The organism is Pseudomonas sp. BN606 (assembly GCF_029873115.1).
Taxonomy (GTDB): domain Bacteria; phylum Pseudomonadota; class Gammaproteobacteria; order Pseudomonadales; family Pseudomonadaceae; genus Metapseudomonas.
On record NZ_SSOF01000053.1, the window covers coordinates 1 to 15,495 of the forward strand.

A 15,495-nucleotide genomic window follows, 5' to 3' on the forward strand; every position below is an offset into this window, starting at 1 on the left:
TGTCCACCTGCTCGATGCGGCCCTTGTTGAACACCGCCACGCGGTCGGACATGGACAGCGCCTCGCCCTGGTCGTGGGTGACGAAGATAAAGGTGATGCCGAGCTGGCGCTGCAACTTCTTCAACTCGCTCTGCATCTGCTCGCGCAGCTTCAGGTCCAATGCGCCGAGGGGTTCGTCAAGCAGCAGCACGCGCGGGCGATTGACCAATGCGCGAGCAAGGGCCACGCGCTGGCGCTGGCCGCCGGAAAGCTGCGCGGGCTTGCGGTCGCCGTAGCCGGCCAGGGCGACCATTCCGAGCGCTTCTTCGGCACGTGCCAGGCGCTCGGCGCGAGCTACGCCCTTCACCTTGAGGCCATAGGCGACGTTGTCGCGCACGTTCATGTGCGGGAACAGGGCGTAGTCCTGGAACACGGTGTTCACGTCGCGCTCGTAGGGCGGCAGGCCGGCGGCCTCTTCACCGTGGATGCGAATGGAACCCGAGGTGGGTTGCTCGAAGCCGGCGATCAGGCGCAGGCAGGTGGTCTTGCCCGAGCCCGAGGGGCCGAGCATGGAAAAGAACTCGCCGTCCTTGATATCGATGGATACCCGGTCGACGGCTTTGACCTCGCCGAACTGGCGGGAAACCTGAGTGAACTGGACAGCAAGTGTCATGGTGTGGTGCTCCGGTGACGCGAAAAATCAGGTGTGCAGGCAATAGCTCCCTCTCCCCCTGGGAGAGGGTTGGGGTGAGGGAAACGCCATTTGCAAGGTGTTTCAAAGGACTAAGGACAGCGCCCTCTCCCGTCAGGGAGAGGGCAGGACATGGGGTCAGCGACCGCCCATGATCGCGATGTAGTCCTGGGTCCAGCGGCTGTACGGCACGAACTTGCCGCCCTCGGCCTGCGGGGTTTTCCAGAAGGCGATCTTGTCGAACTGCTCATAGCCGTTGGTGGCGCAACCTTCGGCACCGAGCAGGGCGCTGGCCTTGCAGCCGGCGGGAACGGCCGGCAGGGCGCCGAACCAGGCGGAAACGTCACCCTGGACCTTGGGTTCAAGCGACCAGTTCATCCACTTGTAGGCGCAGCTGGGGTGCTTGGCGTCCACGTGCAGCATGGTGGTGTCGGCCCAGCCAGTGACCCCTTCCTTCGGGAACACGGTGTCTACCGGCTGACCTTCGGCCTTCAGGGTGTTGGCCATGTAGCCCCAGGTGCTGGAAGCGGCCACGCCTTCGTTCTTGAAGTCGCTCATCTGTACGGTCGCGTCGTGCCAGTAACGGTGCACCAGGCCATGTTGCTTGCGCAGCAGGTCGAGCACGGCGGTGTACTGCTCTTCGGTCAGTTGGTACGGGTCCTGAATGCCCAGTTCCGGCTTGGCGGATTTCAGGTAAAGGGCGGCGTCGGCGATGTAAATCGGGCCGTCGTAGGCCTGCACGCGGCCCTTGTTGGCCTTGCCGTCGGCCAGTTGCTGCGGCTCGAAAACCGCGCTCCAGCTGTCCGGGGCCTTGGCGAAGGCCTTGGTGTTGTACATCAGCAGGTTCGGGCCCCACTGGTAGGGGGTGCCGTATTGCTGGCCCTGAACGGTGAACCAGGGCGCGTCCTTCAGGCGCGGGTCGAGGTTCTTCAGGTTGGGGATCAGCTCCGGATTGATCGGCTGCACGCGCTTGCCGTAGATCAGGCGCAGCGAGGCGTCGCCGGAAGCGGTGACCAGGTCGTAGCCGCCCTTGGCCATCAGGCTGACCATCTCGTCGGAGGTGGCGGCGGTCTTCACATTGACCTTGCAGCCGGTGTCCTGCTCGAACTGGGTGACCCAGTCGTAGTTCTTGTCCGACTCGCCGCGTTCGATGTAGCCGGGCCAGGCGATGATGTCGAGCTGGCCTTCGCCCTTGCCGACTTGTTTCAGGGCTTCGGCGGCCTGCAGGCTGCCGCTGGCGAGGATGGCGGTGGCCACTGCGCTGAGCAGGGCGGTTTTGCGCACGGACATGTTGTTCCCTCTTTTTCGTTATTGGTCGGGGCAGATGAAGCAGGTACAGCCGGCCTTCAAGGCCGTTTATCTCTCTTAAAAGTCGTTCCCGTGGCGGGCCATGATGTGGCGCACCACGCTGTAGTCCTGGAGTGAATCGCTGGACAGGTCCTTGCCGTAGCCGGAGCGCTTGAGCCCTCCGTGAGGCATCTCGCTGGCCAGCATGAAATGGGTGTTGATCCAGGTGCAGCCGTATTGCAGGCGCGCGGCCACCTGCATGGCCTTATCCAGGTTCTGGGTCCAGACCGAGGAGGCCAGGCCGTACTCGGAATCGTTGGCCCAGTCCACGGCCTGCGCCAGGTCGTCGAAGCGGGTGACGGTGACCACCGGGCCAAAGACTTCGCGCTGGACGATCTCGTCCTGCTGCTTGCAGCCGGCCAGCAGGGTGGGCTGGTAATAGAAGCCTGCGCCTGAGTGCACGGCAGCGCCGGTGACCCGCTCGATGTGGGGCTGGCCCAGGGCGCGCTCGACGAAGCTGGCCACGCGGTCGCGCTGGCGGGAGCTGATCAGCGGGCCGATTTCATTGTCCTGATCGCGCTTGCGGGCGAAGCGCAGGCTGGCCACGGCTTCGCCCAGCGCGCTTACCAGACGGTCGTGGATACCGGCCTGGGCGTAGATGCGGCAAGCAGCGGTGCAGTCCTGGCCGGCGTTGTAGTAGCCATGGGTGCGCACGCCCTGGACCACGGCATCGATGTCGGCATCGTTGCAGACGATCACCGGCGCCTTGCCACCCAGTTCCAGATGGGTGCGTTTCAGGGTGCGCGCGGCGCTCTGGAGGATTTTCTGGCCGGTGACGATATCGCCGGTGAGCGACACCATGCGCACGCGGGGGTGGTTCACCAACTGGCTGCCGACGCTGTCGCCACCGCCGCAGAGGACATTGATCACTCCCGGTGGGAGGATTTCGGCCAATGCGGGGGCCAGGGCCAGGATCGACAGCGGGGTGTGCTCGGAGGGCTTGAAGATCAGCGTGTTGCCGGCAGCGAGCGCCGGGGCGATCTTCCAGGCCGCCATCATCAGCGGGTAGTTCCAGGGCGCGATGGAGGCCACCACGCCGACCGGATCGCGGCGCACCAGACTGGTGTGGCCGGGAATGTACTCGCCAGCGAGCTGGCCTTGCTGGCAGCGCACGGCGCCGGCGAAGAAGCGGAATACGTCGGCGGTGGCGGGAATGTCGTCCTGGCGCGCCAGATGCAGCGGCTTGCCGCAGTTCAGGGCTTCCAGGCGGGAGAGTTGGTCTGCGCGTTTCTCGATGGCGTCGGCAATGGCCAGCAGTGCGGTGGCGCGTTGTGCCGGCGTGGTGCGCGACCAACTGGCAAAAGCGCGATTGGCGGCAGTGATGGCAACTTCCACCTGTTCGATGGACGCTTCGGTGATGGTCACCAGGACCTCGCCGCTGGCGGGGTTGATGATCGGCTCGGCCAACCCTTCGCCGATGACGAGCTGGCCGTCGATCAGCAGTTCGGTGTGCAGGGTGGGTGTGCTGGCGGCGCCGGTCATCTTGCTGGCTCTTTTCTTCTCGGTTTTTTGTTCTTCGGTCATTCCGGTGCTCCCTGAATGGGCCCGGCATGCCTCTGCTTATGGAGACGAGAGACTAGAGGTCGGGCTTGAGGTCGACAAATTCTAAATATTGAAAGTGGCGTTCGATTAAATCGAAGGCTTGCGATTATTCGGCTGCTCTCGCGCCACGGTGAGGAATGGGTCCACCAGCGCCGGGCGTGCGGTGCCGCGGCGCCAGGCCAGGCCCACGTCCAGTGGGGCGCCCAGGTCCACCAGCGGACGGGCTTCGATGATGTCGCCCTCCAGCGACCAGGGGCGGTAGGTCATGTCTGGCTGGATCGACAGTCCGAGGCCTGCCGCCACGAGGCTTCGTACCGCTTCCACAGACGCGGTGCGCAGGGTGACCTGGGGCGTCAGACCCGCTCGGGACCAGATTCGCTGGGTGTGCAGGCCCATCTCGTCGGCATTGAGCTGGATCAGCGGTTCGCCCGCCACGTCCGCCAGTGCGATGCTGTCGAGTTCCAGCAGCGGGTGCTGGGCCGGCAGCCAGAGACGGTGTGGAGAGTGGGTCAGCACTTCGGTCTGCAGGGCATGGCGGTCTTCCAGGTTGGAGAGGATCAGCACGCCTACATCGATCTCGCCGCTGACCAGCAGATGCTCGATGTAGGGGCGTTCGTCCTCGACCACGCGGGTCCTTACGTTGGGGTAGGCGCGCTGGAAGCGCGTAATCAGGTCCGCCAGGTAGTAACCGGCTACCAGGCTGGTCACGCCAATGGTGAGGCTGCCGGCCACCTGGTCAGTGCTCTGCTGCAGGCTGCGCTTGGCGTTCTCGACCGTCGCCAGGATCAGGTGCGCCTGGCGCAGGAACTGGTGGCCCTGGTGGGTCAGAGACATGCCCTTGGCATGGCGATTGAACAGATTGACGCCGATTTCCTCCTCCAGTTGCTGGATGGCCAGGGTCAGTGTGGATTGGGATATGAACACTGCCTGGGCGGCGGCGGAGATGGAGCCGGTTTCGGCGACAGCAATGAAATGGCGGATCTGGCGGAGGGTCATCATGGGCGTGGCTCGCGTCTGGATGGCAGCCGGAGATTAGGGTTTATCGAAATCTGAACGGTTGATTCGCTTTTTTAGATGGTTATGCAGATTTCCGCCACTCTGCGGGCCCGCAGCAATATCTCGAAGCACTCTGTGAACTGCTGCGAGGAGTCCCTCCGGCTAGAGTCGGTCGATCTGTGAATTCGGACTGACCTGGAGGTTTCCATGAACACCCGCGGACTGCTCGACCAACTACTCAAATCCGGCCAGGACCTTCTGCAACAGAAAACCGCCGGTAAATCCGGCGGTTTTTCGGGCGGGAAGTCCAACTCCGGCGACCTCGGCAGCCTGCTCAAAGGTGCGGGTGGCGGAGCGCTTGCGGCAGGCGCCCTGGGGCTTCTGCTCGGCAACAAGAGTGCTCGCAAGCTGGGCGGCAAGGCGCTGACCTATGGCGGCCTGGCAGCACTCGGTGTGCTGGCCTACAAGGCCTACGGCAACTGGCAGGCCCAGCAGGCCGGTGCGCCGCAAAGCGAACCCCAGACCCTCGATCGACTGCCCGCTCCCCAGGCTGAACAGCACAGCCAGGCCATCCTCAAGGCGCTGGTGGCTGCGGCCAAGGCCGATGGCCATGTGGATGCCCGTGAGCGCCAGTTGATAGAAGAAGAATTGGCCAAACTGACCCAGGATGCAGACCTGCGCCGCTGGCTGGATGCCGAACTGAACAAGCCGCTGGACCCCATGGACGTGGCCCGCGCGGCCACAACCCCGGAAATGGCGGCCGAGATGTACCTGGCCAGTGTGCTGATGGTGGACGAGGAGCACTTCATGGAGCGCGCCTATCTGGAAGAGCTGGCGCGCCAGCTGCGCCTCGATCCGGGGCTCAAGGCCGAGCTTGAGCGTCAGGTTCGGCAAGAGCTGGCCTGAACAAGACGATCAACGAATGAAGTCGAGTCTTCTGTAGGAGCGAGCTTGCTCGCGAAAGATCGTGCTCGGGACTCTTCGCGAGCAAGCTCGCTCCTACAAATTCGGAATTCGCTCCCCACGCGCTTGCCCCGTCCATTCCCTTCCTGCAAACCGGCAACTTTCTGCCAAACTCCCAAAGCCACGCGCCGTCGGCTTTCTGGCGACGTAAATGTACGTCTTCCGGTGCTTGCGGGCGTTGGGGCGAGTCACTAGAGTCGCCGCCAATGGCGCTGCGCCGCCAAGATTCCGGGCATTGGTAACTGGGGAAGTTTTGTGAAGAACTGGACTGTTCGCCTGCGTATCCAGGCAAGTTTCGCGGTGATCATCGCCATCATGCTGTTGATGGCCGCCATGTCCTACATGCAGCTGAGAAACATCGAGCACGAAGGCGACCGGGTGCTGGCCGACTCCGTACCCGGCATGTTCATGATCAGCAAGCTGCGCAGCAGCTGGACTGACAACATGCTGCGGACCCAGGCGTTGCTGGGCGGCGCTGGTGCAAGCGACGTACTGGTTTATCCGGGCGACGAGAAGGCGCTGAAGGAAAGCAACGACCAGCTCGATGCCTTCATCAAGTCGTACGAAGAGACGATCTCCAAGACCGATGACCTGGACAACTACCGGCAATTCCTCGGTATCTACAAGGCCTATCGCGAGCACCAGGCACAAATACTGGTACTGGCGCGTGCCGGTAGCCTGGAGCAGGCTCGCCAGAGCTTCCGCGAAGGACTGATCGTGCAGTGGAACGGTGGGCGCCAACTGCTTAACGAAATGATCGATTTCAACAAGGGGACCGCCGAGAGCTCGGTCGGGGAGATCGTCAGCTCGGTGCGCAATGCCGAGCGCAGCATGCTCCTTGCCATGGTGCTGGCGGTTGCCGCCGCGGCCGTTTGCGGCTTGCTGTTGATGCGTGCGATCACCCGCCCGGTTGGCGGTATCGTCGATACCCTGCGGATCATGGGCGGCGGCGATCTGTCCGCGCGCCTGGATCTCAAGCGCCAGGATGAATTCAACGCCATCGAGACCGGCTTCAATAGCATGGCCGAAGAGCTCAAGGCCCTGGTTTCCCAGGCCCAGCGCTCCGCAGTCCAGGTGACCACTTCGGTCACCGAGATCGCCGCCACAAGCAAGCAACAGCAGGCCACCGCTACCGAGACCGCTGCCACCACCACCGAAATTGGCGCCACTTCGCGGGAAATCGCCGCGACCTCTCGCGACCTGGTCCGCACCATGAACGAGGTGTCCGGCACCGCGGAGCAGACTTCCATCCTCGCGGGTTCCGGCCAGCTTGGCCTGGCGCGAATGGAAGACACCATGCACCAGGTGATGGGCGCGGCCGAGTTGGTGAATGCCAAGCTGGCGATCCTCAATGAGAAGGCCGGCAACATCAACCAGGTGGTCACCACCATCGTCAAGGTGGCCGACCAGACCAACCTGCTGTCCCTCAACGCCGCGATCGAGGCGGAAAAGGCAGGCGAGTACGGTCGCGGCTTTGCCGTGGTGGCGACTGAGGTGCGGCGCCTGGCCGACCAGACCGCCGTTGCCACCTACGACATCGAGCAGATGGTGCGCGAGATCCAGTCGGCGGTGTCCGCCGGGGTCATGGGCATGGACAAGTTCTCCGAAGAAGTGCGCCGCGGCATCGCCGAAGTGGGGCAGGTGGGTGAGCAGCTGTCTCAGATCATCCAGCAGGTGCAGGCGCTGGCGCCGCGTGTGCAGATGGTCAACGAGGGCATGCAGGCCCAGGCCACCGGCGCCGAACAGATCAACCAGGCCCTGGTACAACTGGGCGAGGCCACTGGTCAGACGGTGGAGTCCCTGCGCCAGGCCAGCTCAGCCATCGATGAACTGAACCTGGTGGCCAATGGCCTGCGAACCGGCGTCAGCCGATTCAAGGTCTGAGTCGACGCCCATGTGCCCGAGTCGTACCCGCGCGCCGGCCCGCACTGTCAGGGGCCGGCTCTACCTGCAGTTCCGCATGGGCGGCGACCGCTATGCGCTGGATGTCCATGAAGTGGTGGAAGTCCTGCCCATGCGCCAGCTGAAACAGGTGCCCGAGTCACCGGGCTGGGTGGCCGGGGTGTTTTCCCATCGCGGCGTGCTGGTGCCAGTGCTGGACCTGGGCGTGCTCGCCTTCGGCCAAGCTGCGCAGGTGCGCACCAGTACCCGGCTGGTGCTGGTGGATTACCCATTGGAGGGGCGGACGCGCTGGCTCGGGCTGATCCTCGAGCAGGCTACCGACACCTTGCGCTGCCGCCCGGATGAGTTCCGCGACTACGGTCTGGAGCAGGGCGGGGCACGCTACCTGGGGCCTGTCTACCAGGGCGCGGATGGCCTGGTACAACGCATTCGTGTGGCCGAGTTACTGCCGGATGAGGTTCGCGCGTTGCTGTTTCCGGCCACGGAGGGTGCGGCATGATCGAACGCTTCGAGGCCCTGTTGAAGAGCCGCATCGGCCTGGAGGCGGAGTCCGTCGGCCGGGTGGTGATCGAACGTGCGCTGCGCCAGCGCATGAGCGCTTGCGGCAGTCGCGATGAAGAAGCCTACTGGGCCACCCTCAACGCCTCGCCGGCCGAGCAGCAGGCGCTGGTGGAAGCGGTGGTGGTACCTGAAACCTGGTTCTTCCGTTATCCCGAATCCTTCGCCGCCCTTGGTCGCCTGGCCTTCGAACGGCTGCCGACGCTGGCGGGTGGGCGGCCCTTGCGCATCCTCAGCCTGCCCTGTTCCACCGGGGAAGAGCCGTTTTCCATCGTCATGGCACTACTGGATGCCGGTCTTGCACCAGGACTGTTCCAGGTGGATGCAGTGGATATCAGCGAACGTGTACTGGAGCGGGCGCGCCAGGGGCTGTACGGACGCAACTCGTTCCGTGGCGAGGACCTGGGCTTTCGCGACCGTTATTTCATCCCCTCGGGCGAGAGCTATGTGCTGGCCCAGCAGGTAGCGTCGAAGGTGCGCTTCCTGCGGGGCAACCTGCTTGACCCCGGCCTCCTCTCTGGTGAGCCGCCCTACGACTTCGTCTTCTGCCGCAATCTGCTGATCTACTTCGACCGAACCACCCAGATCGCCGTGCTGGAGGTGCTCAAGCGCCATATGCTGAAGGACGGCGCCATGTTCATCGGTCCGGCCGAAGCCAATCTGCTTAGCCAGCAGGGCATGCAACCGCTGGGTTATCCACAGGCCTTCGTGTTCCGCAATGCGCCGCCCCAGGCTGCCGCCAAGCCGGCCAAGGCACGCGCTCCGGCACCCACTCCCGTCGTGACCGCCCCGCTGCCCAGCAGAGCGCCGGCCAGGCCGCGCGCGATGCTGCCGAAGCCCGAACTGCCCAGGGCCAAGGCCGATGGCGTGGGGCCCGACGCCGCCTTGGCGGCTATCGCCAGCCTGGCCAACAGTGGCCGAACCGAGGAGGCTCGCGTCGCTTGCGAAGCCTTCCTGTCAGCTCACGGCCCATCGGCCGACGTCTTCTATTGGCTCGGGCTGCTCAGCGATGTGGCCGGCAAGAGCGATGAAGCCCAGGACCACTACCGCAAGGCGCTCTATCTGGCGCCCCAGCATGCCGAGGCGCTGGCACACCTGGCGGCGTTGCTCGCCGCACGTGGCGATCGCGCCGGTGCAGAACGCCTGTTGCAGCGCGCCAGTCGCGGAGTGAACAGCCATGGCCGATAACCGCTTGCCCCTGATTGCCAGCGACCAGCTGCCCGCCGTGGACGACTGCTGGAATCGCATTGGCGTGCATGGCGACAAGTCCTGCGAGCGCCTGGCAGCCCATGTGCACTGTCGCAACTGCGAGGTTCACGCCGCCGCCGCCACCTTGTTGCTCGACCGCTACGCGCTGGTTCGCGAGGACATTGCCGCCGCGCCAGTGGCCGGCGTGGAAGAGGATGGCCGCGACTGCCGTTCCACCCTGGTGTTCCGCCTGGGCGAGCAGTGGCTGGGATTGGCGACGCGCAGTCTGGTTGAGGTGGCCTCGATCAACCCCATCCATTCCCTGCCGCACCAGCGTTCCCTGGCCCTGCTTGGGGTGACCAACGTTCGTGGGGCGCTGGTGGCCTGCCTGTCTTTGAGTGAGTTGCTGGGGCTGGAGAAGGGCGGCCTGGTGAATGGCGAGCGGCGTGTCGTGCCGCGAATGCTGATTCTCGCCAGCCAGAGCGGACCCTTGGTTTCGCCAGTGGACGAAGTGGATGGCATACACGGCATACCCGTGGATGCGGTGATCGATCCTGGCCGTACCCCGGATCTGGCGGCTCGCCAGTTCGCGTCGGGGGTGGTTCAGTGGCGTGGACGCAGCATTACGCTGCTGGACGAAAGCCTGCTGTTGCAGGCCATGGCAAGGAGCCTGGCATGACCCCGGACCAGATGCGCGACGCATCCTTGCTGGAGCTGTTCCGCCTGGAGGCGGATGCCCAGACCCAGGTGCTCAACGCCGGCTTGCTGGTGCTGGAGCGCAATCCGACCCAGGCCGACCAGTTGGAAGCCTGCATGCGCGCGGCCCACTCCCTGAAAGGTGCTGCGCGTATCGTCGGGCTGGATGCCGGGGTGCGCGTCGCCCATGTGATGGAAGACCTGCTGGAGGCTGCGCGGCAGGGGCATGTGCGGCTGCAACCGGACAATATCGATGCATTGCTGCAGGGGTCCGATCTGCTGCTGCGCATTGGCAGCGATGCCGATTGGGCGGAGAGCGCAGGCCGCGATGCCATCGCTGCGCTGATAGCCCGGCTGCAGGGTCGGTCCGCCGAACCTTCGCCCGTGGCCGAGGATTTCAACGAACCGGTCATCCCCGCGCCGACTGTATCTGCTCCCGCCATCCCTGCTGCACTGTCGTCGTCGCCGGAGTCCGCTCCCCGCGAAGTGGAAGCTCAGGTCCCTGTGGACAGCGGTGCCGAGGCCCGTGACCGGGTACTGCGGGTGAGTGCCGAACGTCTTGATCACCTGCTGGATATCTCCAGCAAGTCGCTGGTGGAGTTCCAGCGCATAAAACCCCTGAACGATGCCCTGCACCGCCTCAAACGCCTTCAGGCCAGTGCCAGCCGCGCCCTTGATGTGGCGCGGGAATCGGTGCTGGATGGCACCCTGGACCCGCAAGCCCAGGCGATGCTCGGCGAGGCCCGGCAGCTGCTCGGTGAGTGCCAGCAGATGCTCTCCGGCTACATGGCCGATTTCGATGAGTTCGGCTGGCAAGGTGGCCAGCGGGCCCAGTTGCTCTATGACGCCGCCCTGGCTTCGCGCATGCGTCCGTTCGCCGACGTGTTGGCCGGTCAGGCGCGCATGGTCCGTGATCTTGGCCGCTCACTGGGCAAGCCGGTGCGGTTGGAAGTGAGCGGCGAGACCACGCAAGTCGACCGCGACGTGCTGGAGCGCCTGGAGGCCCCACTCACACACTTGCTGCGCAATGCCGTGGATCACGGTATCGAGAGCCCGCAGGTGCGCTCGCGCCTGGGTAAGCCGGAAGAGGGCGTGATCCGCCTGCATGCCCGCCATCACGCCGGGATGCTCCTGTTGGAGCTGGCGGACGATGGTGCCGGGGTGGACCTGGAGCGCCTGCGCGATGCGGTGGTCGCCCGCCAGTTCGCCAATCCCGAAACCGCCGCGAGGATGACCGAGGAAGAGTTGCTGGCCTTCCTCTTCCTGCCCGGTTTCAGCATGCGCGAGCAGGTCACCGAGGTTTCCGGACGTGGCGTTGGCCTGGATGCAGTTCAGCACATGGTGCGCCAGCTGCGTGGCGGCGTACGCATGGAACAGCGCAGCGGAAAGGGCGCCACCTTCCGCATCGAAGTACCGCTGACCCTGTCGGTGGTGCGCAGTCTGGTGGTGGAGGTGGGCGGCGAGGCCTACGCCTTCCCGCTGGCCCATATCGAACGCATGACCCGCCTGCAGCACGAGGACATCGTCCAGCTCGAGGGTCGCCAGCATTTCTGGCACGAGGGCCGGCACGTGGGGCTGGTCTCGGCCAGCCAGATCCTCCAGTGCGCCGAGGGCAAGCGTGACGAGGCCGGCATCCCGGTGGTGCTGATCAACGAGCGTGACACCTGCTACGGCGTTGCCGTGGAGCGATTCATCGGCGAACGAACGCTGGTAGTGATGCCGCTGGACCCGCGTCTGGGCAAGGTCCAGGACCTGTCCGCCGGGGCATTGCTGGATGATGGCCGGCCTGTGCTGATCCTCGATGTCGAGGACTTGCTGAAGTCCGTCGGCAAGCTGCTGGGCAGTGGTCGTCTGGAAAAGGTCGATCGCGGCAGCCGCCAGGGAGTTGGTGCCCAGCGCAAACGCGTGCTGGTGGTGGATGACTCGCTCACGGTGCGTGAGCTGGAGCGCAAGCTGCTGGCCGGTCGTGGTTACGACGTGGCGGTGGCAGTGGATGGCATGGACGGCTGGAACGCACTGCGTTCGGAGCACTTCGACCTGCTCATCACCGATATCGACATGCCGCGCATGGACGGCATCGAACTGGTCACCCTGGTGCGTCGTGACAATCGCTTGCAGTCGTTGCCGGTCATGGTGGTTTCCTACAAGGATCGTGAAGAGGACCGGCGACGCGGCCTGGATGCCGGCGCCGACTATTATCTGGCGAAAGCCAGCTTCCACGACGAAGCGTTGCTGGATGCAGTGGTCATGCTGATCGGGGAGGCCCAAGGGTGAGGATAGGGATAGTCAACGATATGCCCCTGGCGGTCGAGGCGCTGCGTCGGGCCCTTGCCCTGGAACCGGCGCACCAGATCGCCTGGATAGCCGGCAATGGCGCGGAAGCGGTGGAGTGCTGCGGTCGGGATGTGCCGGATGTGGTGCTGATGGACCTGCTGATGCCGGTGATGGACGGGGTCGAGGCGACCCGCCAGATCATGGCTCGCAGCCCTTGCGCCATCCTCATCGTCACCGTGGATATCGAGCAGAACGTGCACCGGGTGTTCGAGGCCATGGGCCATGGTGCCCTGGACGCAGTGAATACGCCCGCGCTTGGCAGCGGCCAGGCCCAGGAGGCCGCGCTGCTGCTGCGCAAGATCCAGAATATCGGCTGGCTCGTGGGCCAGCGCGACAACCGCGGACGCGGGGCAGACGAGCCGCGTTCCCGGCACAGTGGCGGCCAGCGGCTGGTCGCCATCGGTGCCTCGGCGGGTGGTCCGGCGTCCCTGGCGCAACTACTCAAGCGGTTGCCGGCGGATTTTTCGGCAGCCGTGGTGTTGGTCCAGCATGTGGACGAAGTCTTCGCTGCCGGCATGGCCGACTGGCTGGCCAGCGAGTCCCGACTGCCCGTTCGACTGGCACGGGAAGGCGAGCCGCCACAGCCGGGAAGCATCCTCCTTGCCGGCACCAACAATCACCTGCGACTGCTGAAAAATGGCACGTTGGCCTATACCGCCGAGCCCACCAGCTTCGTATATCGTCCATCCATCGATGTTTTCTTCGACAGTCTGGTGGAGCACTGGAAGGGCGAGGCCATCGGCGTGCTCCTTACCGGCATGGGGCGGGACGGTGCTGAAGGCTTGAAACGCATGCGCGACCGGGGCTTCCTGACCATTGCCCAGGACCAGGCCAGCTGCGCGGTTTACGGCATGCCCAAGGCCGCCGCCGCCATTGGCGCGGCGGTGGAGATCCTCGGCCTGGAACGCATCGCGCCCCGGCTGGCCGAGGTGTTCGGATGATTTCTACCTCAGGCCTGCGGGCCCGGAGAGCGTTATGCAATACCCCTATCGCAACCCCATGGACATGACCCCGGTCGAGCCGTCGGCAATGGTGCTGCTGGTCGATGACCAGGCCATGGTCGGTGAAACGGTGCGTCGGGCACTGATGGCCGAACCGGGCATCGACTTCCATTTCTGCGCCGACCCGTTGCAAGCGGTCGCCGTGGCCCTGCAGATCAAGCCAACGGTCATCCTCCAGGACCTTGTGATGCCGGGAGTCGACGGTCTCAGCCTGCTTGCCGAGTACCGCGCGGTGCCAGCGCTGCGCGATGTGCCGATCATCGTCCTGTCGACCAAGGAAGAACCCACGGTGAAGAGTGCAGCCTTCGCCGCCGGGGCCAACGACTACCTGGTCAAGTTGCCCGATACCATCGAGCTGGTCGCGCGCATCCGCTACCACTCGCGCTCCTTCACCGCCCTGCAGCAGCGCGACGAGGCCTACCGCGCCCTGCGCGAGAGCCAGCAGCAATTGCTGGAAGCCAACCTGGTGCTGCAGCGGCTGATGAACTCCGACGGGCTGACCGGGCTGTCCAACCGGCGTCATTTCGACGAGTACCTGGACATGGAGTGGCGCCGCGCGCTCCGCGAGCAGAGCGAGCTGTCGATGCTGATGATCGACGTCGACCACTTCAAGGGCTTCAACGACAGCTTTGGCCATGTAGCGGGCGATGAGGCGCTGCGCCGGGTGGCGGAGTCGATCCGCACCTGCTGCAGCCGCGCCACCGACCTCGCCGCGCGCTACGGCGGCGAAGAGTTCGCCATGATCCTGCCAGGTACCGCCGCTGGCGGCGCGCGCCTGCTGGCGGAGAAAGTACGGCGCTCGGTGGAGGCCCTGGGCATCCACCACGACCTGCCGGTGGCGGGCTCGGTACTGAGCGTCAGTATCGGTGTCGCCACGCTCACTCCCAAGCCAGGCCAGGTTTCCCTGGTGCTGGTGGACATGGCTGACCAGGGGCTCTATCAGGCCAAGCACAATGGCCGTAACCAGGTGGCCATGGTGGCAACCAGCTCCACTCCGTGATCGGGACGGGCTTCATTGAGCCCGTGCGTCGCCGGCGTGGCGCAATTCGCGGCTGGCATGCTGCCGGCATCCAGTGACTCGGGTATACTCGCCGGCTTTTCCGAAAGTTTTGCCAGCGAGAGCTTCCCGTCATGGAAATCAACCCGATCCTGAACAGCATCAAGGACCTCTCCGATCGCACCCTGTCTATTCGGGGGTATCTTTGACTACGATCAGAAGCATGATCGTCTCGTCGAAGTAAACCGCGAACTCGAAGACCCCGCCGTCTGGAACAACCCCGAATACGCCCAGAATCTCGGCCGTGAACGTGCCCAGCTGGCGCAGATCGTCGAAACCCTGGACGACCTGACCAGCGGCCTGGCCGACTCCCGCGACCTGCTGGACATGGCGGTCGAGGAGAACGACGAAGGCGCCGTGAATGACGTCGCCACCGAAGTCGAGCGCCTGCGCACGATCCTCGAGAAGCTCGAATTCCGTCGCATGTTCAGCGGCGAGATGGACATGAACAACGCCTACCTGGACATCCAGGCCGGCTCCGGCGGTACCGAAGCCCAGGACTGGGCCAACATGCTGCTGCGCATGTACCTGCGTTGGGCCGACAAGCGCGGCTTCGACGCCACCATCATCGAACTGTCCGAAGGCGAGGTCGCCGGTATCAAGGGCGCCACCGTCCATGTGAAGGGCGAGTACGCCTTCGGCTGGCTGCGCACCGAGATCGGCGTGCACCGCCTGGTACGCAAGAGCCCGTTCGACTCCGGCAACCGTCGCCACACCTCGTTCACCGCGGTGTTCGTCTCGCCGGAAATCGATGACAACATCGAGATCGAGATCAACCCGGCCGACCTGCGCATCGACACCTACCGCTCCTCCGGCGCAGGCGGTCAGCACGTGAACACCACCGACTCCGCGGTGCGTATCACCCACGTGCCGACCAACACCGTGGTGGCGTGCCAGAACGAACGCTCCCAGCACGCCAACAAGGACACCGCCATGAAAATGCTGCGGGCCAAGTTGTACGAGCAGGAAATGCAGAAGCGCACCGCCGCGTCCCAGGCCCTGGAAGACACCAAGTCCGACATCGGCTGGGGCCACCAGATTCGCTCCTACGTACTCGACCAGTCGCGGATCAAGGACCTGCGTACCGGCGTCGAGCGCAGCGACTGCGACAAGGTGCTGGACGGCGATCTGGACGAATACCTCGAGGCCAGCCTCAAGCAGGGGCTTTGACGCGATTTCGCCGGCCGGGCTGCGTGTTGGCCGGCGCTCGCTAAGCTTTTGAGCCTTTGCAACGCGATTAT

13 protein-coding genes are annotated in these 15,495 nt (G+C 64.8%); 9 read left to right on the forward strand and 4 right to left on the reverse strand.

What is annotated here, in order from left to right:
* The 4 genes from E8E75_RS08470 to E8E75_RS08485 form a co-directional block, all read right to left on the reverse strand.
* On the reverse strand, positions 1–652 hold a 652-nt coding region (locus tag E8E75_RS08470; RefSeq protein WP_280358524.1), incomplete at its 3' end, for an ATP-binding cassette domain-containing protein.
* A gap of 156 nt (positions 653–808) precedes the next feature.
* Positions 809–1,960 (reverse strand): putative ABC transporter substrate-binding protein YdcS, encoded by a 1,152-nt coding sequence (gene ydcS / locus E8E75_RS08475; RefSeq protein WP_120654804.1) that lies wholly within the window; start codon positions 1,958–1,960, stop codon positions 809–811.
* Between the two features lie 75 nt (positions 1,961–2,035).
* Positions 2,036–3,541: a gamma-aminobutyraldehyde dehydrogenase gene (locus tag E8E75_RS08480; protein ID WP_178123536.1), complete on the reverse strand. Its 1,506-nt coding sequence runs from the start codon at positions 3,539–3,541 to the stop codon at positions 2,036–2,038.
* A 105-nt stretch (positions 3,542–3,646) separates the two neighbouring features.
* Positions 3,647–4,558, reverse strand: coding sequence for a LysR family transcriptional regulator (locus tag E8E75_RS08485; protein WP_120654805.1), 912 nt, complete (start codon positions 4,556–4,558; stop codon positions 3,647–3,649).
* A 204-nt stretch (positions 4,559–4,762) separates the two neighbouring features.
* Here E8E75_RS08485 and E8E75_RS08490 point away from each other — a divergent pair, with 204 nt between their 5' ends.
* The 9 genes from E8E75_RS08490 to prfB all read left to right on the forward strand — a co-directional run bounded on the left by E8E75_RS08490 (position 4,763) and on the right by prfB (position 15,424).
* Positions 4,763–5,461 (forward strand): tellurite resistance TerB family protein, encoded by a 699-nt coding sequence (locus tag E8E75_RS08490; protein WP_153920788.1) that lies wholly within the window; start codon positions 4,763–4,765, stop codon positions 5,459–5,461.
* A 312-nt stretch (positions 5,462–5,773) separates the two neighbouring features.
* On the forward strand, positions 5,774–7,402 hold the full coding sequence (locus E8E75_RS08495) for a methyl-accepting chemotaxis protein (RefSeq protein WP_280358527.1): 1,629 nt from the start codon (positions 5,774–5,776) through the stop codon (positions 7,400–7,402).
* A gap of 10 nt (positions 7,403–7,412) precedes the next feature.
* On the forward strand, positions 7,413–7,919 hold the full coding sequence (locus E8E75_RS08500) for a chemotaxis protein CheW (RefSeq protein WP_153920790.1): 507 nt from the start codon (positions 7,413–7,415) through the stop codon (positions 7,917–7,919).
* A complete protein-coding gene (locus E8E75_RS08505) occupies positions 7,916–9,166 on the forward strand; it encodes a CheR family methyltransferase (RefSeq protein WP_153920792.1) in 1,251 nt (416 codons plus the stop codon). The genes E8E75_RS08500 and E8E75_RS08505 overlap by 4 nt, the downstream gene beginning before the upstream one ends.
* Entirely contained in the window at positions 9,156–9,845 is a 690-nt protein-coding gene (locus E8E75_RS08510) for a chemotaxis protein CheW (RefSeq protein WP_120654810.1), read from the forward strand. The genes E8E75_RS08505 and E8E75_RS08510 overlap by 11 nt, the downstream gene beginning before the upstream one ends.
* Positions 9,842–12,136 (forward strand): hybrid sensor histidine kinase/response regulator, encoded by a 2,295-nt coding sequence (locus E8E75_RS08515; RefSeq protein ID WP_153920794.1) that lies wholly within the window; start codon positions 9,842–9,844, stop codon positions 12,134–12,136. Before E8E75_RS08510 ends, E8E75_RS08515 begins: the two co-directional genes overlap by 4 nt.
* The gene (locus E8E75_RS08520; RefSeq protein WP_120654812.1) at positions 12,133–13,137 is read left to right on the forward strand and encodes a chemotaxis response regulator protein-glutamate methylesterase; all 1,005 of its coding nucleotides are present in this window, start codon (positions 12,133–12,135) and stop codon (positions 13,135–13,137) included. Before E8E75_RS08515 ends, E8E75_RS08520 begins: the two co-directional genes overlap by 4 nt.
* A gap of 34 nt (positions 13,138–13,171) precedes the next feature.
* A complete protein-coding gene (locus E8E75_RS08525; protein WP_153920798.1) occupies positions 13,172–14,197 on the forward strand; it encodes a PleD family two-component system response regulator in 1,026 nt (341 codons plus the stop codon).
* A gap of 131 nt (positions 14,198–14,328) precedes the next feature.
* Positions 14,329–15,424, forward strand: a protein-coding gene (gene prfB / locus E8E75_RS08530) for a peptide chain release factor 2 (RefSeq protein WP_120654814.1) whose coding sequence is annotated in 2 segments (ribosomal slippage) — positions 14,329–14,400 and positions 14,402–15,424 — 1,095 coding nt in all. Because the reading frame shifts where the segments join, the coding sequence is not laid out codon by codon here.
* The last annotated feature ends 71 nt before the right edge of the window (positions 15,425–15,495 follow it).

Coding starts and splice junctions, on each gene's coding strand:
- ydcS (WP_120654804.1), bottom strand. CDS start 1,960: ATGTCCGTGCGCAAAACCGCCCTGCTCAGCGCAGTGGCCACCGCCATC.
- E8E75_RS08480 (WP_178123536.1), bottom strand. CDS start 3,541: ATGACCGAAGAACAAAAAACCGAGAAGAAAAGAGCCAGCAAGATGACC.
- E8E75_RS08500 (WP_153920790.1), top strand. CDS start 7,413: ATGTGCCCGAGTCGTACCCGCGCGCCGGCCCGCACTGTCAGGGGCCGG.
- E8E75_RS08525 (WP_153920798.1), top strand. CDS start 13,172: ATGCAATACCCCTATCGCAACCCCATGGACATGACCCCGGTCGAGCCG.
- E8E75_RS08505 (WP_153920792.1), top strand. CDS start 7,916: ATGATCGAACGCTTCGAGGCCCTGTTGAAGAGCCGCATCGGCCTGGAG.
- E8E75_RS08490 (WP_153920788.1), top strand. CDS start 4,763: ATGAACACCCGCGGACTGCTCGACCAACTACTCAAATCCGGCCAGGAC.
- E8E75_RS08515 (WP_153920794.1), top strand. CDS start 9,842: ATGACCCCGGACCAGATGCGCGACGCATCCTTGCTGGAGCTGTTCCGC.
- E8E75_RS08485 (WP_120654805.1), bottom strand. CDS start 4,558: ATGATGACCCTCCGCCAGATCCGCCATTTCATTGCTGTCGCCGAAACC.
- E8E75_RS08510 (WP_120654810.1), top strand. CDS start 9,156: ATGGCCGATAACCGCTTGCCCCTGATTGCCAGCGACCAGCTGCCCGCC.